This window comes from Magnetospirillum sulfuroxidans, from assembly GCF_018224925.1.
GTDB classification, from domain to species: domain Bacteria; phylum Pseudomonadota; class Alphaproteobacteria; order Rhodospirillales; family Magnetospirillaceae; genus Magnetospirillum; species Magnetospirillum sulfuroxidans.
The window spans coordinates 98,146-118,351 of the sequence record NZ_JAGTUF010000006.1 but is presented as its reverse complement, the minus strand read 5'-3'; the positions used below and the strand labels follow the sequence as shown (position 1 = coordinate 118,351).

The 20,206-nt window shown below is 63.4% G+C and carries 24 protein-coding genes; 14 read left to right on the top strand and 10 right to left on the bottom strand.

What is annotated here, in order from left to right; all coding sequences use genetic code 11:
* Positions 1-49 precede the first annotated feature (49 nt).
* Positions 50-649, top strand: coding sequence for a TetR/AcrR family transcriptional regulator (locus KEC16_RS08995; RefSeq protein ID WP_211548017.1), 600 nt, complete (start codon positions 50-52; stop codon positions 647-649).
* Here the strand turns inward: KEC16_RS08995 and KEC16_RS08990 are convergent.
* The 3 genes from KEC16_RS08990 to adh form a co-directional block, all read right to left on the bottom strand.
* Entirely contained in the window at positions 646-1,002 is a 357-nt protein-coding gene (locus tag KEC16_RS08990) for a DUF779 domain-containing protein (RefSeq protein WP_211548015.1), read from the bottom strand. The two genes, KEC16_RS08995 and KEC16_RS08990, sit on opposite strands and share 4 nt — an antisense overlap.
* A gap of 61 nt (positions 1,003-1,063) precedes the next feature.
* Positions 1,064-2,215 (bottom strand): L-threonine dehydrogenase, encoded by a 1,152-nt coding sequence (gene yiaY, locus KEC16_RS08985; RefSeq protein ID WP_211548013.1) that lies wholly within the window; start codon positions 2,213-2,215, stop codon positions 1,064-1,066.
* Between the two features lie 72 nt (positions 2,216-2,287).
* Complete coding sequence (gene adh, locus KEC16_RS08980; RefSeq protein ID WP_211548011.1) at positions 2,288-3,808, bottom strand: aldehyde dehydrogenase; 1,521 nt, start codon at positions 3,806-3,808, stop codon at positions 2,288-2,290.
* A 270-nt stretch (positions 3,809-4,078) separates the two neighbouring features.
* On the opposite strand from adh, the gene KEC16_RS08975 reads away from it, so the two are divergent.
* The 10 genes from KEC16_RS08975 (at position 4,079) to KEC16_RS08930 (ending at position 12,136) form a co-directional block, all read left to right on the top strand.
* On the top strand, positions 4,079-5,980 hold the full coding sequence (locus tag KEC16_RS08975; RefSeq protein ID WP_211548009.1) for a sigma-54-dependent Fis family transcriptional regulator: 1,902 nt from the start codon (positions 4,079-4,081) through the stop codon (positions 5,978-5,980).
* 112 nt (positions 5,981-6,092) lie between these two features.
* Entirely contained in the window at positions 6,093-6,488 is a 396-nt protein-coding gene (locus KEC16_RS08970) for a bacteriohemerythrin (protein WP_211548007.1), read from the top strand.
* 115 nt (positions 6,489-6,603) lie between these two features.
* Positions 6,604-6,909 carry a YggT family protein gene (locus KEC16_RS08965; protein WP_211548005.1) on the top strand — a complete coding sequence of 102 codons (306 nt, stop codon included), beginning with the start codon at positions 6,604-6,606 and terminating at the stop codon, positions 6,907-6,909.
* Complete coding sequence (locus KEC16_RS08960; RefSeq protein ID WP_211548003.1) at positions 6,906-7,229, top strand: DUF167 family protein; 324 nt, start codon at positions 6,906-6,908, stop codon at positions 7,227-7,229. Before KEC16_RS08965 ends, KEC16_RS08960 begins: the two co-directional genes overlap by 4 nt.
* On the top strand, positions 7,226-8,125 hold the full coding sequence (gene folD, locus KEC16_RS08955; RefSeq protein ID WP_211548001.1) for a bifunctional methylenetetrahydrofolate dehydrogenase/methenyltetrahydrofolate cyclohydrolase FolD: 900 nt from the start codon (positions 7,226-7,228) through the stop codon (positions 8,123-8,125). Before KEC16_RS08960 ends, folD begins: the two co-directional genes overlap by 4 nt.
* 23 nt (positions 8,126-8,148) lie before the next feature.
* Positions 8,149-8,778 (top strand): NnrU family protein, encoded by a 630-nt coding sequence (locus KEC16_RS08950; RefSeq protein WP_346344056.1) that lies wholly within the window; start codon positions 8,149-8,151, stop codon positions 8,776-8,778.
* 30 nt (positions 8,779-8,808) lie between these two features.
* A complete protein-coding gene (locus tag KEC16_RS08945; protein ID WP_211547999.1) occupies positions 8,809-9,156 on the top strand; it encodes a DUF952 domain-containing protein in 348 nt (115 codons plus the stop codon).
* A gap of 1 nt (position 9,157) precedes the next feature.
* Complete coding sequence (locus tag KEC16_RS08940; protein ID WP_211547997.1) at positions 9,158-10,225, top strand: quinone-dependent dihydroorotate dehydrogenase; 1,068 nt, start codon at positions 9,158-9,160, stop codon at positions 10,223-10,225.
* Complete coding sequence (locus tag KEC16_RS08935) at positions 10,225-11,094, top strand: TIGR01459 family HAD-type hydrolase (RefSeq protein ID WP_211547995.1); 870 nt, start codon at positions 10,225-10,227, stop codon at positions 11,092-11,094. The genes KEC16_RS08940 and KEC16_RS08935 overlap by 1 nt, the downstream gene beginning before the upstream one ends.
* Before the next feature lie 13 nt (positions 11,095-11,107).
* Positions 11,108-12,136 (top strand): NAD(P)/FAD-dependent oxidoreductase, encoded by a 1,029-nt coding sequence (locus KEC16_RS08930; RefSeq protein ID WP_211547993.1) that lies wholly within the window; start codon positions 11,108-11,110, stop codon positions 12,134-12,136.
* On the opposite strand, the gene KEC16_RS08925 is transcribed toward KEC16_RS08930, so the two are convergent.
* From KEC16_RS08925 to KEC16_RS08915, 3 genes are read right to left on the bottom strand one after another with little or no spacing between them, the layout of a single operon-like run.
* The gene (locus KEC16_RS08925) at positions 12,133-13,098 is read right to left on the bottom strand and encodes an NADPH:quinone oxidoreductase family protein (RefSeq protein WP_211547991.1); all 966 of its coding nucleotides are present in this window, start codon (positions 13,096-13,098) and stop codon (positions 12,133-12,135) included. The two genes, KEC16_RS08930 and KEC16_RS08925, sit on opposite strands and share 4 nt — an antisense overlap.
* A 25-nt stretch (positions 13,099-13,123) precedes the next feature.
* Entirely contained in the window at positions 13,124-13,945 is an 822-nt protein-coding gene (locus tag KEC16_RS08920; protein ID WP_211547989.1) for a hypothetical protein, read from the bottom strand.
* A gap of 45 nt (positions 13,946-13,990) precedes the next feature.
* Positions 13,991-14,326, bottom strand: a complete 336-nt coding sequence (locus KEC16_RS08915; protein WP_211547986.1) for a TusE/DsrC/DsvC family sulfur relay protein — start codon at positions 14,324-14,326, stop codon at positions 13,991-13,993.
* 134 nt (positions 14,327-14,460) lie between these two features.
* Between KEC16_RS08915 and KEC16_RS08910 the strand changes: the two genes are divergently transcribed.
* The 3 genes from KEC16_RS08910 (at position 14,461) to KEC16_RS08900 (ending at position 15,833) form a co-directional block, all read left to right on the top strand.
* The gene (locus KEC16_RS08910) at positions 14,461-14,694 is read left to right on the top strand and encodes a hypothetical protein (protein WP_211547985.1); all 234 of its coding nucleotides are present in this window, start codon (positions 14,461-14,463) and stop codon (positions 14,692-14,694) included.
* Positions 14,695-14,732: 38 nt separating this feature from the next.
* Entirely contained in the window at positions 14,733-15,245 is a 513-nt protein-coding gene (locus KEC16_RS08905) for an NUDIX hydrolase (RefSeq protein WP_211547983.1), read from the top strand.
* Positions 15,246-15,326: 81 nt separating this feature from the next.
* Positions 15,327-15,833, top strand: a complete 507-nt coding sequence (locus tag KEC16_RS08900) for an invasion associated locus B family protein (protein WP_211547981.1) — start codon at positions 15,327-15,329, stop codon at positions 15,831-15,833.
* Positions 15,834-16,051: 218 nt separating this feature from the next.
* On the opposite strand, the gene KEC16_RS19985 is transcribed toward KEC16_RS08900, so the two are convergent.
* The 4 genes from KEC16_RS19985 to lptG all read right to left on the bottom strand — a co-directional run bounded on the left by KEC16_RS19985 (position 16,052) and on the right by lptG (position 20,113).
* Entirely contained in the window at positions 16,052-16,579 is a 528-nt protein-coding gene (locus KEC16_RS19985; RefSeq protein WP_283091897.1) for a cold-shock protein, read from the bottom strand.
* Positions 16,580-16,837: 258 nt separating this feature from the next.
* Positions 16,838-17,542 (bottom strand): phosphatase PAP2 family protein, encoded by a 705-nt coding sequence (locus KEC16_RS08890; protein ID WP_211547977.1) that lies wholly within the window; start codon positions 17,540-17,542, stop codon positions 16,838-16,840.
* Positions 17,539-19,005 carry an ArnT family glycosyltransferase gene (locus tag KEC16_RS08885; protein WP_211547975.1) on the bottom strand — a complete coding sequence of 489 codons (1,467 nt, stop codon included), beginning with the start codon at positions 19,003-19,005 and terminating at the stop codon, positions 17,539-17,541. Before KEC16_RS08885 ends, KEC16_RS08890 begins: the two co-directional genes overlap by 4 nt.
* 4 nt (positions 19,006-19,009) lie before the next feature.
* On the bottom strand, positions 19,010-20,113 hold the full coding sequence (gene lptG, locus KEC16_RS08880) for an LPS export ABC transporter permease LptG (RefSeq protein ID WP_211547973.1): 1,104 nt from the start codon (positions 20,111-20,113) through the stop codon (positions 19,010-19,012).
* Positions 20,114-20,206 lie beyond the last annotated feature (93 nt).

The window sequence follows — 20,206 nt, the reverse complement described above, 5'->3', positions numbered from 1 at the left end:
GTCAACAGAATATTTTACTCTTCGGTACAGAAATCAAGGAGCCAATGGTATGGCTATCGGACGCCCCCGCTGCTTTTGCCCGGAACAGGCCTTGGACAAGGCCTTGGGCGTGTTTTGGCAAAAGGGCTACGAAGCCACGACGCTCACCGATCTGACCCAGGCCATGGGCATCAACCGCCCCAGCCTGTACGCCGCCTTCGGCAACAAGGAAGAATTGTTCCGCAAGGCCATGGACCGTTATGTCTCGGAAAAAGCCGCCTATATGAGCGAGGCGCTGTCCGCCCCCACCGCCTACCAAGTGGCCGAACGGCTGCTGTTGGGCGGCGCCGACATGATGACCGACCCGACCCAGCCGGTCGGCTGCATGGCGATCAAGGCGACCCTAAGCGGCGCCGACGAAGCCGACGCGGTCAAGCTGGAGCTCAATAAAATCCGCGAGCAATACCAGACCAGGATGGTCGCCCGCCTCGACCAGGGCCGGCAGGCCGGCGAATTACCGGCCGATTGCGACACCTTGGCCTTGACCCGTTTCATCATCACCGTCGCCCAGGGCATGGCCATTCAGGTGGTCGCCGGCGCCACCCGCGAACAATTGCGTCAGGTCGCCGCCACCGCCTTGTCAGCCTGGCCGGGCCCCAAGCCGGGTTAATCTCCCAGCGCGGCCACCTCGGCATCGGTGAACACCCGTGACCGGGTCAGGAAGCGCAGGCCCTCCGGCCCTTCCAGCGAAAACATGCCGCCGCGCCCCGGCACGACGTCGATGATCAATTGGGTGTGACGCCAATATTCGAATTGCGCCTTGCCCATGTAAAACGGGCAATCGCCGATCACCCCCAATTTGACGTCGGATTCGCCCACCAGGAACTCACCCAGGGCATAGCACATGGGGGCGCTGCCATCGCAGCACCCGCCCGATTGGTGAAACATCAACGGCCCATGCTTAAGCTTCAGCGTTTCGATCAACGCCAAGGCGGCATCAGTGGCCAAAACCCGTTGCACCATGAAAGACCTCCGGGAGAAAAACCGGGGATGGGCAAACCATCCCCGGCAAGGTCGCGGCTTTCTATGCGGCGGCGCGGAAGATGGCTTCGATCTCTTCTTGACTGGCCCGGCGCGGATTGGTCAGGCCGCAGGCGTCCTTCATGGCGTTGGCGGCCAGGATCGAAACGTCGGCATCCTTCATCCCCAATTGCGCCAAACCGGCGGGAATGCCGATATCGCCGGCCAAGGCGCGGATGGCGGCGATGGCGGCCTTGGCCCCCGTCGTATCGTCCATTCCGCGCACATCGACGCCCATGGCGGCGGCCACGTCGCGCAGCCGCCCACCGCTGGTTTGGGCGTTGAATTCCTCCACATGCGGCAACAACACCGCATTGCAGACGCCATGGGGCAGATCGTAAAACCCGCCCAATTGATGGGCCATGGCATGAACATAGCCGAGCGAGGCGTTGTTGAAGGCCATGCCGGCCAGGAATTGGGCATAGGCCATGGCTTCGCGCGCCGCCAGATCGCCGCCATTGGCCACCGCCTGACGCAAATGGGCGGACACCAACCCCACCGCTTTCAAGGCGCAGGCATCGGTGATCGGCGTGGCGGCAATCGAGACATAAGCCTCGATGGCATGGGTCAGCGCATCCATGCCGGTGGCGGCGGTCAAGGCCGGCGGCTTGGCCAACATCAGTTCAGGGTCGTTGACCGAGAGGATCGGGGTGACGTGCTTATCGACGATGGCCATTTTCACATGACGGGATTCGTCGGTGATGATGCAAAAGCGGGTCATCTCCGACGCGGTGCCGGCGGTGGTGTTAATGGCGATCAGCGGCATTTGCGGCTTGGCCGATTTGTCGACGCCTTCGTAATCGCCGATGGCGCCGCCATTGGCGGCGCACAAAGCGATGCCCTTGGCACAGTCATGGGGCGAGCCGCCGCCCAGGGAAATAACGCAATCGCAGCCATTGGCCCGCAACAGCGCCAGCCCGGCCTCCACATTGCTGGTGGTCGGGTTGGGATGAACCCCATCGAAAACAGCGGCGGCGATGCCTTGGGCGGCCAACAGGTCGGCAACCTTCCCGGCCATGCCCAGCTTGACCAGCGGCACGTCGGTGACGATCAGCGCGCGGGAAAAGCCATAGGTCTTGATGCGGGCAATGGCGTCGTCAAGACAGCCGGCCCCCATCAGATTGACGGACGGAATGTAGAAAGCGGTTTGTGTCATGATCGATCCCCTACATGGGCACGAAGCCCGTCCGGGAGCGTCCAGCGCCCCCGGATCGGCAGCGTTTGGATATCAGAAGAAGCCTAGCGCTTTCGGGCTATAGCTGACCAACAGGTTTTTGGTCTGCTGGTAATGATCCAGCATCATGGCATGGGTTTCGCGACCGATCCCCGATTGCTTGTAACCGCCGAACGCCGCATGCGCCGGATAAAGGTGATAGCAATTGGTCCACACCCGACCGGCCTTGATGCCGCGACCGAAGCGATAGGCGCGGTTGCCGTCGCGGGTCCAGATGCCCGAGCCCAGGCCGTACAAGGTATCGTTGGCCAGATGCAGCGCCTCGTCCTCGTCCTTGAAGGTGGTCACCGCCACCACCGGGCCGAAGATTTCCTCTTGGAAGATGCGCATCCGGTTGTGGCCCTTGAACACCGTCGGCTTGACGTAATAGCCGCCCGACAGCTCGCCGCCCAGATCGGCCCGACCGCCGCCGGTCAGCAAGGTCGCGCCCTCTTCCTGGCCGATATTCATGTAGGACAGGATCTTTTCCATCTGCTCGCTGGAAGCCTGGGCGCCGATCATGGTGCTGGTGTCCAACGGATTGCCCTGCTTGATGGCGGCGACCCGCGTCAAGGCCCGTTCCATGAAGCGGTCATACAGTTTTTCATGGATCAGGGCCCGCGATGGGCAGGTGCACACCTCGCCCTGATTAAGCGCGAACATGACAAAGCCTTCGATGGCCTTATCGAAGAAATCATCGTCCTCGGCGGCAACGTCGGGGAAAAAGATGTTGGGCGACTTGCCGCCCAGTTCCAGCGTCACCGGGATCAGGTTCTGACTGGCATATTGCATGATCAAGCGGCCGGTGGTGGTTTCCCCGGTAAAGGCGATCTTGGCGATGCGCGGGCTTGAGGCCAACGGCTTGCCGGCCTCGACCCCGAAGCCGTTGACGACATTGATGACGCCGGCCGGCAAAATATCGGCGATCAGCTCCATCAACACCAAAATGCCGATGGGGGTCTGTTCCGCCGGCTTGAGCACCACGCAATTCCCCGCCGCGATCGCCGGGGCCAGTTTCCACGTCGCCATCAGGATGGGGAAGTTCCACGGGATGATCTGGCCGACCACCCCCAGGGGTTCGTGCAGGTGATACGCGACGGTGTCGGAATCAAGTTCGGCCAACGAGCCTTCCTGAGCCCGGATGCACGAGGCGAAATAGCGGAAATGGTCGATGGCCAGCGGAATATCGGCGGCCATGGTCTCGCGGATCGGCTTGCCGTTATCCACGCACTCGGCATAGGCCAGCTTTTCCAGATTGGCTTCCATCCGATCGGCGATGCGGCACATCACCAAGGCGCGTTCGGCCACCGAGGTATGGCCCCATTTGGGCGCGGCGGCATGGGCGGCATCCAGCGCCAACTCGATATCCTCGGCGGTCGAGCGTGCCGCCTGGCAAAAGACTTTGCCGGTGATCGGGGTGACGTTGTCGAAATACTGGCCCTTGACCGGGGCGACCCAGCGGCCGCCGATGAAATTGTCGTAACGCGGCTTGAACGTGACCTTGGCGTCGGCAGAGCCGGGAGCGGCGTACAGCATGGATGATCCTCCCTGGATTTTCCTTTGGATGCCCCGCTTGAACACGGGATCGCCCAATCATCCGCACATATCGTGCCAAACAAAATACGTTTTATTTCAATGCGTTAACGGCGCCATTACTGTGTCATTCCGGCACAGTGTGTCAAAATGGGACGGTTGCAGCGCACACCCAGGTTTTTCTTGCAATCGTCCCGCCGCCTCTTCGACACTGTTTCGCAACAAAGGTAAGCGCGAGCGCGCAACGCAGCCGCGACCACAGGGAGAAACGTCATGGACAGCGCCAAGGGGCAGCCCCCCGGGCAGGCCTTGCGTCATGCCCGTCATCTGCTGGAATGCGGCCAAATTCCACCGGCCGGCCTGGTCAGCAGCATCGTCACCCAATCGTGGCGCCGCAGCGTCGGCGCCGGCCTGACCCCATGGCGCGGCGGCGACAGCCCGCATCTGTCGGCGCCGCAATTATCACATGCCATCGAACGCCGACGTGAATTGGTCACCCGCGCCCGCCCGGTGATGGAATACCTTCAGGCCCAGACCCGCGGCTCGGGCTCCATGGTCATCTTGGCCGATGACCAAGGGGTGGTGCTGGACGCCTTGGGCGATGCCGAATTTCTGACTCGGGCCGAGCGGGTGGCGCTGACGCCCGGCGCCTCGTGGCATGAAAGCCATCGCGGCACCAACGCCATCGGCACCGCCTTGGCCGAGGCGGCGCCGGTCAGCGTTCATGGCGGCGAGCACTTCTTGGAACATAACGGCTTCCTCACCTGCACCGCCGCCCCGGTCGCCGGCCCCGATGGCCGCTTACTGGGAGTCCTCGACATTTCCGGCCATCGCCGCGGCCGCCATCCGCACACCGCCGGACTGGTCAGCGCCGCCGCCCATATGATCGAGAACCGCCTGTTCGATGCCCGCCACGAATGCACTTTGCGCCTGCGCCTGCATCCGCAACCCGACGGCATCGGCACGGTGGCCGAGGGATTGCTGGCCCTGGCCGAGGACGGCCGCATCATCGGCGCCAACCGCGCCGCGTCGGCCCTGCTGGGCCTGACCCCCACCGATTTGGGCCGGCTGCGCCTGGAAGACCGTCTGTGCCTGCCGCTGGATCAAATCCTCGATTGGGGCCACAGCCGCCCCGGCGCGCCGCTGATGGCCAATTCCCCCCATGGCCAACGCCTGTTCCTGCGGGTGGAAGCGCCGCCGCGCCGCCCTGTCGCCCACCCCGCGCCCGTCACGCCCCAGACCGATGCCCTGGCCGCGCTCGACAGCGGCGACGACAGCTTGCGCCAAGCCATCAGCCGCGCCCGCAAGGTCGCGGGCAAAGCCATTGCCTTGTTGCTGCATGGCGAATCCGGCGTCGGCAAGGAGGTGTTCGCCCACGCCGTCCACGCCAGCGGCCCACGGGCGCACGGCCCGTTCATCGCCGTCAATTGCGCCGCCTTGCCCGAACATCTGATCGAAGCCGAATTGTTCGGCTATGCCCCCGGCGCCTTTACCGGCGCCCGCCGCGACGGCTGCGCCGGCCGCATCCGCCAAGCCCAGGGCGGCACCTTGTTCCTGGATGAAATCGGCGACATGCCGCTGGCCTTGCAAACCCGGCTGTTGCGGGTGTTGCAGGACCATCAGGTGGTGCCGCTGGGCGGCGGCAAGCCGGTTCAGGTGGATTTCACCTTGATCACCGCCACCCATCAACCGCTCAAGCAAGCCATCGCGGCGGGCCGTTTCCGCGCCGATCTTTATTACCGCATCAACGGCCTGTCGCTGAATTTGCCGCCCCTGCGCCAACGTGGCGATTTGCAACATCTGGTCGCCCGCATTCTTGACGACCTCGAACCCGGCGGCGGTCTGGCCCTGTCGGCGCAGGTCGCCGCCGCCTTCGCCGGCTATGCCTGGCCAGGGAACATCCGCCAATTGGCCAACGCCCTGCGCACCGCCTGCGCCTTGCTGGAACCCGGCGAAAACCGCATCCGCTGGCAGCACCTGCCCGACGACCTGATTGACGATTTGCGCCACCCCGTCCCCGGCACCGCCCCCCAGGGCGGCAGCTTGCGCACCGTCTCCGAGACTTTGATGGAACAAGCGGTGGAAGCCTGCGGCGGCAATATGTCGCAGGCGGCCAAGCAATTGGGCATCAGCCGCAACACCTTGTACCGTCACCTGCGGCGGGAAAGCCCCTGACCCTTCCCCTTATTTTTAATACAGGTATTTACTTGCCCCCTATAGGGGACGTTGGCAATATCGGTGCAGTGCAACCGACACCGCCAGTCGCCGAACGGGAAAGGTAAGGAAAATGTCTGTTCTTGAGTGGCATGCGGGGCTTGATGTCGGGGTGGGATTCATGGATGACGACCATGCGGTCGCCGCCGGTCAGATCAACGCCCTGGCCGAAGCCGCCTTGCCGCAACGCCTGGATCTGCTGCGTCACTTTATCGACCATTGCCGCGAGCATTTCGCCCGCGAAGAAGCAATGATGGCCAAGACCGGCTTTTTCGCCCTGGGCTGTCATCAGGGGGAACACGAACGGGTCCTGGCCGAATTGGCCTCTGTTTTGACCAAGTTGGAAGCCGGCAATCCGCAGGATTCCTATTTCACCAAGGCGCTGCCGGAATGGCTGATGGTCCATCGCAACACCATGGACGCCGTCACCGCCCAATTCGCCATGCAAGCCGGCTATCAGGCGGCGTGACCCCAGGGGGCGCTGTTGCGGGTCCGCCTTGGCGATCCCGCAACAGCGCGCTTGCGCTAACGCCCTGCTGTGGTTAGGTTTCCCCTGAAACGCAAACCATCAAGGCCGCTGCCCCATGGACATCATCCTGGAACCGTTGTTGACGGTGATTTATTTCGCCCTCGAGTTCTATTGGTATGTGGTTCTGGCCACGGTCATCTTTTCCTGGCTGATCGCCTTTGGCGTCATCAACACCTATAACCACGCCGTCCGCACCATCGGCGACGTCTTGGCGCGCCTGACCGAGCCGGCGTTGCGGCCGTTGCGCCGCTGGCTGCCCGATATCGGCGCCGTCGATTTGTCGCCCATCGCCCTGTGGCTGATCATCTTGTTCCTGCAAATGGTGGTGAAAAAGCTGTTGCTGGCGGTGCAGGGCTTTTGAGCCCAGCCCCCTATAGCCTTGCGCCCCAGGGGCTGAAGGTCTTCGTCCGCCTGACCCCCAAGGCGTCGCGTGACAAGGTCGATGGTCTGGCCGCCGAGGCCGATGGCGGCGTCGTGGTGAAAGCGGCGGTGACGGCGGTGCCGGAAGACGGCAAGGCCAATGCCGCCCTGATCAAGATGTTGGCCAAGGAATGGCGGGTGGCGAAATCGCTGATCGAAATCGTCGCCGGCGCCACCGACCGCCGCAAGACCTTGTTGATTTCCGGCGACGGGGCCGAACTGGCCGCCCGCCTTGACCAATGGATGGCGAAACGATCATGACTCAGGCCAAGCTTATCGACGGCAACGCCTTTTCCGCCAATCTGCGTGACGAAATCACCGCGCGGGTGCATGAGATCCGCGATCTGCACCACGTTACCCCCGGTCTGGCGGTGGTGCTGGTGGGCGAGGACCCGGCCAGCCAAGTCTATGTGCGCAACAAGAACAAGCGCGCCGCCGAATGCGGCATGAAATCGTTCGAGCACGTGCTGCCGGCGGATACCAGCGAACACCACCTGCTGAACCTGATCGAGGGGTTGAACGACGACCCGGACGTTCACGGAATCTTGGTGCAATTGCCGCTGCCCCGTCACATCAACGCGCAAAAGGTGATTGAGACCATTCGCCCCGACAAGGACGTCGATGGCTTTCACCCGTGGAATGTCGGCATGCTGGCCTCGGGCGGGATCGGCATGATTCCGTGCACGCCGCTGGGCTCGTTGATGATGCTGCGCGATCATCTCGGGCTCTTGACCGGGCTCAAGGCCGTGGTTGTCGGCCGTTCTAATATCGTCGGCAAGCCCATGGCCAATCTGTTGATCCGCGAAAGCTGCACCGTGACCATCGCCCATTCCCAAACCAAGGATCTGCCGGCCGAGATCCGCGCCGCCGACATCGTCGTCGCCGCCGTCGGCAAGCCGGAAATGATCCGCGGCGATTGGATCAAGCCGGGCGCCACGGTCATTGACGTCGGCATCAACCGGGTGACCTTGCCCGACGGCAAGTCCAAGCTGGTCGGCGACGTCAAATTCGCCGAGGCGGTCCAGGTCGCCGGCGCCATCACCCCGGTGCCCGGCGGCGTCGGCCCCATGACCATCGCCTGCCTGCTGCGCAACACCCTGACGGCGGCGGCCCGCCTGCATCGCCTTGATATCCCCGAGGTCAACCCCTGGAACTAGGGCTGCTCCCCCTCGCTCTGGCGGTGCTGGTCTTTCTGGTCAGTCACCGCCTGACCAACCAGCCCCGCTTCCGTCGCTGGGCCGAGGCCCGTCTGGGCGGGATCGTCGGGTTTTCCGTCGCCTATTCCATCGTCTCCCTCGCCTTGCTGGCCTGGATCATCGTCGCCTATCAACAAGCCCCCACATTGTTGCTGTGGGAACAAGCGCCGTGGATGCGCTGGGTGCCGCCGCTGGCCATGCTGCCCGCCTGCCTGTTGCTGACCATCGGCATGACCGCCGCCAATCCCTTTTCCATCGGCCCCGGCCGGCGCGGCTACGACCCCGCCCGTCCCGGCCTGCTGCGCCTGACCCGCCATCCCATCTTGTGGGGGCTGGCCCTGTGGGCCGCCGCCCACATGGTGCCCAATGGCGACGTGGCGGCGCTGATGATCTTCGCCCCCTTGCTGGCTTTGGCCCTGATGGGTCTGCGTCTGCTGGATTCCAAGCGTAAGCGGAGCCTGCCCGATTGGCAGCAACTGGCCGCCCTGACCGCAAAAATTCATCCGGCCATGCTGCCGGAAATCGGCTGGTGGCGACCGCTGGCCGGATTGGCGATCTATGCGCTGCTGTTGTGGCTGCATGAACCGGTGATCGGGGCGTCGCCGTTGCCTTGACGGGCATTTGCCCCTAATGTCCGCACCATTATGACCACCACCCTCTATCACATGTGCCGTGCCGACGAATGGCAGGCGGCGCAAAATTCCGGCTTCTATCTTGGTTCGTCCCAGGATGCGGCCGATGGCTTCATGCATTTTTCCACCGCGTCCCAGATCGTTGAAAGCGCCGCCAAGCATCGCGCCGGGCAGACTGGCCTGCTGCTGCTGGCCGTCGATGCCGACGCCCTGGGCGCGGCGCTGAAATGGGAAGTATCACGCGGCGGACAATTGTTTCCGCATCTTTACGCCGCCCTGCCGGTCAGCGCGGCGCGTTGGGCCAAGCCGCTGCCCCTGGGCGCGGATGGCCACCACATCTTTCCCCCGTTCGAGGACTGACATGGCCGATCTTTACACGCTGGTTGGGCCGCTGTTGCGCAAGCTCGACCCGGAACAGGCCCATGGCCTGACCATCCGCGCCCTGAAATCCCGATTGGTGCCGGGCCGCCGCGCCGTGTCCCATGCCTGCCTGGAACAGAATTTGTGGGGCCTGCGCTTCCCCAATCCGGTCGGCCTGGCCGCCGGCTTCGACAAGAATGCCGAGGTTCCCGACGCCATGCTGGGGCAAGGTTTCGGCTTCGTCGAGATCGGCTCGGTGACGCCGCGCCCGCAGCCCGGCAACCCCAAGCCGCGCATGTTCCGGCTGTCCGAGGATCAGGCCGTCATCAACCGCATGGGCTTTAACAACCAAGGCCTGGACGCGGTGGCCGCACGCTTGCTGGCACGGCCGCGCATCGGCATCGTCGGCGCCAATCTGGGCAAGAACAAGGACACCGAGGACGCCGCCAGCGATTACGAAAAGGGCGCCGCCAAACTGGCGCCGCTGTCCGATTACATCGTCATCAACGTCTCGTCGCCCAACACGCCGGGCCTGCGGGCGCTGCAAGGCCGCGATCAATTGGAAGGTCTGGTCGGCCGCACCCGAACCGCCCTTGACCTGGCCAGCGAAGGGGCCAAGCGGCCGCCGCTGCTGCTCAAGATCGCACCGGATCTCAATGACGAGGATCTGGCCGACATCGCCGCCGTGGCCTTGTCCGGCGCCTTGGATGGCCTGATCGTGTCCAACACCACCATTGCCCGCCCGCCAAGCTTGCAAAGCGCCCACGCCAGCGAAACCGGCGGCTTGTCCGGCGCGCCGCTGCTGGCCCCATCGACCGCCGTGCTGCACCAAATGTACGCCCTGACCGAGGGCAAATTGCCGCTGATCGGCGCGGGCGGCATTGCCGGCGCCGCCGACGCCTATGCCAAGATCAAGGCCGGAGCCGCCCTGGTTCAGGTCTATTCCGCCTTGGTCTATCAGGGCACCGCCCTGATCGAGCGCATCAACCGCGGTCTGATCGCCCTCTTGGCCGCCGATGGCTATAACAATATCGCCGATGCCGTCGGCGCCGCCCACCGGGGGAAGTAATGTCCATTGCCCAGATTTCCGGCCTTGCCGCCATCGCCGATCGGGCCGACGCCTTCATTCTTGATTTGTGGGGCGTCGTCCATGACGGCGTCGAGGCCTATGCCGGCGCCCGCGACACCCTGGTCGCCTTGCGCGCGGCGGGCAAGCAAAGCCTGTTGCTGTCCAACGCCCCGCGCCGCGCCGACGCGCTGGTCGAACAACTGGCCCGCATGGGCATCGGCCGCGAGCTTTACGACCACGTATTATCCTCGGGCGAGGCGGTTTACCTGGAATTGCGCGACCGCACCGATCCGTTCTACGCCGCCTTGGGCCGCAACCTCTATCACATGGGACCCGAGCGCGACGAAAACGTCTTCTTGGGCCTGGATTACGTCAGCGTCGATCTGGAACACGCCGATTTCATCTTGAACACCGGTCCCTGGGACATGGAGGAAACGGTCGAGGATTACGCGCCCGCCATGCAACAGGCCCTGACCCGTCAGTTGCCCATGGTTTGCGCCAATCCCGATCTGGTGGTCATGCGCCAGGGCCAACCCATCGTCTGTGCCGGCGCCCTGGCCGAACGCTATGTCGCCATGGGCGGCCTTGTTTCCATGCGCGGCAAGCCCGATCCGGCCATCTATGCCCAGGCGCTGAAGATCCTGGGAGTGCCGGCGGCGCGGGTGCTGGCGGTGGGCGACGCCCTGCACACCGACGTCAAGGGCGCCAATGGCGCCGGGCTGGCCGGCGCGGTGTTCGTCACCCAAGGCATCCACGCCAAGGATTTGGCCATCGCGCCGGGCGAAGTTCCGACACAAGATAATCTGGACCGGCTGGTGGCCGAACATGGCGACGTTCCCGTCGCCGCCATCCGTAGCTTCCTCTGGTAAAGGGCGACAGACGATGAAACATGAAACCGACGTTGTGGTGGTGGGAGCCGGCCCTGCCGGTCTGTTCGCCGTGTTCCAGTGCGGCATGGTGCGGCTGAACTGTCATGTGGTCGATGCGCTGGATTCCGTCGGCGGCCAATGCGCCGCGCTGTATCCGGAAAAGCCCATCTATGACGTCCCCGCCCATCCCAGCGTGCTGGCCGCCGACCTGATCGATCAACTTGCGGCGCAAGCGGCGCCGTTCAACCCCACCTATCATTTGGGCCGCCAGATGGTCGGCTTGGACAAGGCGGGGGAGACGTGGCGCTGTACCTTGTCGGACGGCACCGAGATCTCCGCCAAGGTGGTCATCGTCGCCGCCGGCAGCGGCGCTTTCGGCCCGAACCGGCCGCCGCTGGATGGCCTGCACGCCTATGAAGGCAAGGGCCAGGGCTGCGGCATCAATTACTTCGTCACCAAGCGCGAGGCGTTTCGCGGCAAGAAAGTGGTGATTGCCGGCGGCGGCGATTCCGCCGTCGATTGGGCGATTTCCCTGGCCGAGCTGGCCGCCAGCGTTCAGGTGGTGCATCGGCGGCCGAAATTCCGCGCCGCCCCCGAATCCGAGGCCAAGTTGAAAGCCCTGGCCGCTGCCGGCGCCGTCGAACTGGTGGTCCCCTATCAACTGCATGGCCTGGGCGGCGCCAATGGCGCATTGCACAGCGTCGTCGTCGCCACCTTGGACGGGCAAACCCGCACCCTGGCCGCCGACGTGCTGCTGCCGTTCTTCGGCCTGGCCACCGAGCTTGGCCCGATCGCCCAATGGGGCCTGACCATGGACAAGAATGTCATCAGCGTCGATCCGGCCAGCATGCAAACCAGCGTGCCCGGCATTTTCGCCGCCGGCGACATCTGCACCTATCCGGGCAAGCTGAAGCTGATCCTGTCAGGCTTCGCCGAGGCCGCCCGCGCCGCCCATTCGGCCTATGAAGCCGCCCATCCGGGCGAGGCGCTGCATTTCGAACATTCCACCAGCATGGGCATGCCGGGCCAGTCGCCCGGCTAAACCGTCAAGACCACCTTGCCGGTGGCGGCGCGGCTTTTCAGCATGCCGATGGCCGCATCCGCCTGGGCCAACGGCAAGCACGCCCCGACATGGGGGCGCAGCTTGCCCGCCGCCCACATATCCAGGGCCTCGGCCATGGATTGGCGCACCAGCAGGGGATTGAGCGTACGGTACGCGCCCCACCAATAGCCGATCACGGTGGCATTCTTGACCAACAGATGATTGGCGGGAATCTGCGGCACGATCCCCGAGGCAAAACCGATGAGCAAGATACGGCCGTCGGCGGCGACGCAGCGCAGCGACGCCTCGAAGACCGCGCCGCCCACCGGATCGTAAACCACGTCGGCGCCGCGCCCGCCGGTCAGTTCCTTGACGCGGGTGCGGATATCTTCGGCTTTATAATCGATGCCGTGATGGGCGCCATGATCCAACGCCACTTTGACCTTGTCGGCGCCGCCCGCCGTGGCGATCACCGTCGCCCCCATGGCCACGCCGATTTCCACCGCGGTCAGCCCGACACCCCCGGCCGCACCATGCACCAACAAGGCCTCGCCCGGCCGCAATCCGGCTTTCAGCAGCCCCAGATGCGAAGTGCCGTAAGCCACCGGAAAGCCGGCGGCGGCGATAAAATCCAAGCTCTCGGGCAGCTTGTGGACATCGGTCCAATCGGCCACCGCCTCGCTGGCGAAGGCGCCAGCGCTGACATTGGCCATCACCCGATCCCCAACCGCCAGTTCGGTCACCGCCGCGCCAACCTCCACCACCATACCGGCCAATTCCAAACCGGGGACGAAGGGGGGCGCGACCTTTTCCTGATACGTGCCCTGGATCAGCAGTGAATCGGCGAAATTGACGCCGGCAGCCACCACCTGGATGCGCACTTGCTCCGCCGTCAGGGGGAGAGCGGGGAGGTCGCGCATTTCCAGCGCGGCGCCGAAGGCGGGGCAAACCATGGCACGCATAATGACCCTCGGAGGATGTGAAGAATCAGACCGGACGCGGGCGGTCTTTTTGCGCGGCCCACGCCCGTTTCAGGGTGGTGAACAAAAAGATTTCCGTCAATTGCTCCCGCGTCAGCACGTTGGCCACTTCCTGGCGGGCATAGCGGACCAGTTCCGGGTCGGCGGCTGGCGATGACAACAGATTGGTCACCAATTCCTTGCGGATCAGCGGCGGATATTTGCACACTTCGCGCAGCAACGAGGCCTTGACCATGATCGGAATGCGGGCCGAGGTGAACAGGCGATCCACGCACAGGGAATAGATGCCGAAATCCAGCTTGCCAGCCACGGTCCGGGTGAAGTCCATGAACTCGTCCAAGAACAACGACTCGGAAATCTTGCGGTCGGCCAGCAGCTTGACCACTTCCAGGAACGCCTTATAGCGCTGACGCGCCGGCCCCACCGTGCCCCCCAGCTCGGCCGCCAATTCCTTGATCTGGGTTTCGCGGAAATTGGCATGAATAAGCGCTTCCGCCGATTCGCGCACGCCGCTGTCAAAAGCGGTATCCTCGATCAGCGCGAACAGGCGTTCGTACTTAAGGCGGTCGGCCGCCTTCAATCTGCTGGCGGCCAAGCCCAGCGGCAGAATGGCGGCCTTGGCCACCATGCCGTCGCGGGCGACAATCGCCGCCATGGACATGGCGGTCAGATCAACCACCTTGCCATTGAGGAAATCATCGGTGATGACCATGCGGTCACCCGGCGCCAAGGTCAAATTTGTGTTCAGCGCCCCACATTCCATGAAATGGGTGGCGAGGTCGCGCGGCTGCGCGGCGGCTTGGGCCGGGCTGTGGCGGCTATTATCCATGCCGCCATTTAGCCCGAAGCGCGAGTCACGGGCAAGCACAAGTGATCACGAGCATCCCTTTGGCCGCGGCAGTCCGGCGATTTTATTGCCTTGCTTCAACGGCCCGTGCGGGAAAAGCGTGTACAGATATTGCTGGGTGGCCCGTTCCGCTCCGAATTTTTCCTTCATCAGCTTCATGAACACCCGCTGCTCGGCCACCAGACCGTATTCATCGAAATAGGCCCGCGCCTCGCGGATGACATCCCAATGTTCGTCCGTCAGCGTGACGCCTTCGGCCGCGGCGATGGCCTTGGCGATATCATCGTTCCACACCCGGCAATCTTCCAGCCAGCCGGCTTCGCTGACATCCACCGCTTGGCTATTGACCATGAGTTCCGGCATGAACATGCGCTCCCTACTTTATTAGATTATAATTATATAATGGGGCGCCCGACACGGAACGTCAATGCGCGCCGCATTCATGGAATGCTAACCACCGCCCATGCTATGATGGTGCGGTTACGCGGGAAGGACATATGGCGGACGATCTTCGCATTGGCGCATCCACGGCTGGCTTGGACAGCCTCAAACAAGCCCTGGGACTGGGCGGCGGCAGCCGCGAAGTGCCCATGGCCGGCGCTGCCGTTTCCACCGGCACCCGTGGCGGCATTGGCGGCAAGCCCGGCAACCGCGTGCTGCCCGCGGATTTCCCCCTTGATCAGTTGGATCGCATGGCCCGTCGCGGAACCTATGTGGATATCCTGGTATAGGGCTTGCGCGTTTCCGCCGCCTTGTTCAGACTGCCCGCATGCGACTGCAAGGCCCCAATCTCAGAATGACGCCGGAAGGCGATGACCGCGAACGACTGGTTTGCGGTGATTGCGGCTTTATTGTCTATGAAAACCCCAAGGTCATCGTTGGCGCCGTTTGCACTTGGGAAGACCGATATCTATTGTGCCGCCGCGCCATCGAGCCGCGTGTCGGGTATTGGACTATGCCCATCGGCTATATGGAACTGCACGAAACCACCGAACAAGGCGCCCTGCGCGAAGTGTGGGAAGAAGCCGGCGCCCGCGCCGAAATCGACGCCCTGCTGGCGATTTATTCCATCCCCGAGATCAGCCAGGTGCACATGATCTATCGGGCTCAGATGCTGAGCCCTGATTTCGCCGCCGGTCCAGAAAGCCTGGAAGTCATGTTGGTGGCCTGGGACGAGATTCCCTGGGATGATCTGGCCTATCCCAATGTCCGCTGGTCGCTGGAATACGAACGGCAAATGCGCGGCCAAAGCGTCTTCCCCCCCCGCGGCCGCCCTGTCTGACGCTTTACCCTGAAGGTTGACACGCACCCATCTGCTGGGCTTAAACCGTTTCGCAGTTGCGAAACAGGAAAGGGTTCCCCCATGCTCCGTCGTTCCATCCTGACCTTGGCCTTGTTGATCGTCGCCGTTCCGGCCACGGCCGCCGACGCGCCAAAGCGCCTGGGCAAGACCGGCGCCTGGGAGGCCTATGTCTATCCCGAAGGCGGCGGCAAGGTCTGTTATATGGCCGCCCAGGCCGATCGGGTGCAGGGCGGCGACAAGGGCCGGGTCGGCACCGCCATCGCCATCACCCACCGCCCCCGCAGCCCCGGAGAGGTCAGCCTGATCGCCGGCTATGGCTTCAAAAAAGATTCCGAAGCCGAAATTCAGATCGGCGGCATGAAGCACAGTTTCTTCACCAACGGCAAATCCGCCTGGGCCAAGGACACCAAGGCCGATTCGTCGATCATCGCCGCCATGGTCAAAGGTCGCGACGTCACCATCCGCGCCGTTCCCGTCAAGGGTGGCGCCGTCACCGACAACGTGTCGCTGGCCGGCTTTAGTGACGCGCTTGAAGCCATCGACAAGGCTTGTGGCGTCAAGCGCTGAGCGTAAACCGCTCCCTCTCCCCTGATTTCTGCCCCGCACCTCCGTCCCGGCCAAAAAGTCGCGGGGCGAAACAATGTTCCGCCCCGCGCAATGACGGAGAGACAAAGGGTTAACGGCAAACTGGTACTTTTATACTTATTTTAAGTCAAGAAAAAACCGTCCAACCGACTCACTCGAATGAGTGAATCGGCGGACGGCCAATCTTTGGCGTCAAAGCGTCAGATCAGGGCGACGCTGTCGGCCTGCGGACCCTTTTGACCCTGGGTGGTGGTGCAGCGCACGCGCTGACCGGTCTCCAGAGCCTTGATGCCCGAGCGTTCCAGAGCCTTGATGTGCACGAACACATCCTTGCCGCCCTGGTCGGTCTGAACGAAGCCAAAGCCCTTCTCGGCCGAGAAGAACTTGACCACGCCTTCGACGGTCTCGCTGGGGCCACGGTCCATGCGCGGGGCAGAGGACGAGGACGACGACGCGGCGCGCGGGGTCGCGGTCGCGGTCGACGCGTCGACTTCATGCACCACAACCACCTGCGGACCACGGTTGCCCTGGCCCAGGTCAACGACCAGAGTGGTGCCTTCGGCGACCTGGGTCAGACCGGCACGCTCCAAGGCGGAGATGTGCAGGAAAGCGTCCGGGGTGCCGTCCGACGGAGCAACGAAGCCGAAGCCCTTCGAGGCATTGAACCACTTCACGGTGGCGGTCACGTTCGTCTGGGTGACCTGCTGGCGATCAAAGCTGCTGCTCATCCGCGGCGCGCGGGGTTCGTATCCACCCATATCGCCGCCGCCAAAATCGTCCCGCCGGCCACGATCGCGGGAGCGACTACCATGATTGTCTCGGTTCCATGCCATGTGTCATTACTCGTCTTAGAAAAAAATTACCCTCACGCGAGCGCGAGGCACCCCGGCCCCCGCCAGTATGGCTTCGAGCACAGTCTGAACTCATATCATTACCTGAGAAATGCCCGTTCGCATAGCGTCTTGCGACGACTCATAGCGATTCAGTCAATTATTTTTCCATGACTCTGCCGCAGGCCGCCCGAGGATGCGATGATTCAGCCATACCGTTGTACTAATGACGATAACCGCCGAAAACACCACGTCGGAAAAAAAATGTCCGCCCTGGGCGATGCGAACAAAACCGACCAGGCCGCCGAACAGCAAAGCCGCCGCCATCGCCGCGCCGCGCCACGGCGCCGGCACCAAAAGCGCCACCGCCACCGGCCAAAAGCCCAACGCCCCATGCCCCGAGGAAAACGAACAATTATTGTCGCATTGATCGGTCATGACCAAAGGCGGGACATAGTAATTGGCGCCGCCGAACTCGCGAATAGTTGACGGCCTCGGCCTGCCCCAATTGTCCTTCAATATAACATTGACAATCAGCCCCGGCCCCAACGCCAGGGAAGACAGCAAATAAAGAGCAACCCGACGACTGACGCCAAGAAAAACCTGCTTCATCATTTCCCCGGCCGCCCACAGCACCGCCACATAGCCGGCGCCGGCGAACAGGAAATAAGGCATCACCCGCCGCACCCATTCGTACATCGGGGCCGAGCGGGCAGGAAAGACCGCATTGACCGGATCAAAGAACCAACCGGCGATGGTCAAATCAATCCGTGGCAAAAGGATCAGCGGCACCAGCAAAGACAGCGTCCAGCGCCAGGGGTGACGCTCCAGCGATTGCCATATGGCGGACAGCGCCCTCATTTTCCATAGCCCTTGAAATCCCGCAACCACCACACCGACAAAACCCGGCCGTGATCCCCGCTGAGATGGTCGTCGATCGTCCCCAACCCGCGAGCCTCGCCGAAACGGGCGATGACGCTTTCCGGCACTCCCGGATTCTCGGTCACGTAGACATAGCTGCCGCCCCCCGGCTCCAGCCGGGTGGTCTGGTCGAAATGGTCGTGGATTTGCCCACCGGGGTTCCACTTGATGGCGTCAAAGGGATGGGGATGGACGTAATAGGTCAACGTCGCCAAGACCTTGCGCTCATCGGCCAACAAGCGGGCACCGGGATGTTCGGCCAGCAGGGCGGAAACCCGATCTCCCACCTTGTCCCAGCCGCGAATCCGTTTCATCGGATCCAAGCGAGTATTCTCGGCCAGTCCCAGGCCGTGGCGGACCGCATCAATATTGTAAAGCACGCCGGTGGCCAGCAGATGCAGCAGCAGCGAGGCCAGCAGCAGACGCGGCGCCCGCGACGCCAGGACGGCACTGGCCAGCACCACCCCAGCCACATAGGCCGGAGCCGTCCAATTCGCATTGGCCCGCGACAGAAAGCTTTCCACCGTCATCACCAGCAATACCGGAACGGTGAAAGCCGCCAACAGCTTCAAGCGCGGATCGGCATTCCGGCGGAAGGCAACCACCAGGGAGAACAGGATCGCCGCCATCAGAATCGGGCCGGCGACACCGAACTGGCCTCCGACAAATTCCGCCAGCTTGGGGAAATTGAACAGCGTGCCGCCAAGATTGGCGTTATCGCGGGTATGGGCATAGGAGACGAAGCCGTTGGCGGCGTTCCACAGCCCGTTGGGGGCATAGACCAGCACGGCCAAAGCCAAGGCCAACCACAGCCCGCCCCCTTTCAGCAGCCGCCGGGCCGACGGCTCAAGCACCATCCACAAGGCCAGGCCCAGCAGAAAAAAGGCCATGGCGTATTTGGACAAAAGCCCCAGGCCAAAGGCCAGTCCCAGCGCCCCCCACCAGACATTGACCGCCGCGCCCTGCCGCTCGGCCTTGACCAGAAACAGCAAGGCGGCGGCCCAGCAGGTCAGCAAAAACGGGTCGGTGGTGATGACCATGGACGACAACGACACCGCCGGCAGCACAATCCAGCCCACAGCCGCCCAGGCCCCGACCCGGCGATCGAACATTTCCCGCCCCAGGGCGAAAAGAAGCAAGGCGGTGGCGGTGTGGGCCAAGGTCGAAGACAGCTTGATGGCGCCCTCGCCCTCGCCGAACAGCGCCGTGGTGGCGGCGATGGCCCAGGCGACCATCGGCGGTTTGGAATAATATCCCAGCTGAATGGTCTGCGCCCAGGCCCAGTACTGCGCCTCGTCGAAGGAAAGATTGGGCGGAGCCAAGGCCAACAGCGCCAAGCGCCAGACGGTGACAAGAACCACCAGGGCCAGGGCATAGCCCGGCCAACGCGACGATACAGTCATGACCTCAGCCGTCTTCCAGATGCAGCAGACCCGAAACCCCGATCAACCCGGCGACCAAGGCCGGGCTCCACGCCGCCAACCCTTGCGGCAAGGTCGCCGACAGGCCGAAGGCATAGATGATCTTGTTGAAGAAATAAATGCCAAACCCGGCGGCGACGCCGCCGCCAACCCGCATCAGCAAGCCGCCCGCGCGCATATTGGGGCGCAGCGAGAACACCGCCGCCACCAACACCATGGCGCAATAAAGCAGCGGTGAAGCCAACAGCGACTGAAAGTGCATGCGATGCTTGGTGGCGGCAAAGCCGGCCTTCTCGAAAAAAGTGATGAAAGCCGGCAATTGCCAGAAACTCATGGTCTCGGGCGAGGCGAAATTGTCGTGCACCCGTTCCAGCGTCAACTCGGTCCGCACCGTCATCGCCGCGTGGTGGACGGACGCCTTGCCCCCCTCCATTTCCCATACATCGCCCAATTCCAGCGAGCCATCGGCCAGTGTGCCGGTCCGCGCCGACAGCCGGCGGGTGAAGTGTTCGTTGCTGTCGAGGATGAAGACATGCACGCCGCGCAAATTCAGGGTCAACGCCTGTTGCTGAACCTGATCGGCGTGCAGCACGATCTGACGGTCGGCATCGCCTTCGCGCAGCCACAGGCCAACCTCGGAGACGTCAAGAGAGCTGGTCTTGCCCAGCAAAATCTCGTCCTCCATCTTCTGGAAGCGGCCGTACATGGCTGCCGCCAGCGGGTTGAAGGCGGTCAGCTCGATCACGCCCATCCCCGCCACCAGCACCAGCACCGGGGTGAGGAACTGCCAAGCCGAGATGCCGGCCGAGCGGGCAACCACCAATTCATGCGTCCGGGTCAACCGCCAGAACGCCGTCATCGCGCCGATCAGCACGGCAAAGGGCAACACCGTGTGCAGCATTTGCGGCAATTTCAACACCGCCATCAACAGCAGGTTGGCCACCCCCAGATCGCCCCGTCCGGCGGCGCGGCGGATCAGTTCGATGACATCGAACAAGAAGACCACGCCAAGGATGACCGCCAGAACCGAGGCGAAGGCCAGCAGGAACTGGCGACCGATATAGCCGCTGAGCGTGGGAGAAAGGCGCATGAGCTTGATCCGAAATAGCGTCGCGGCGGATTATAGTGCGATTCGTCCCCAGGGGAAGGCTCGCATGATGGCGGCAATCATGGCATAAATCCC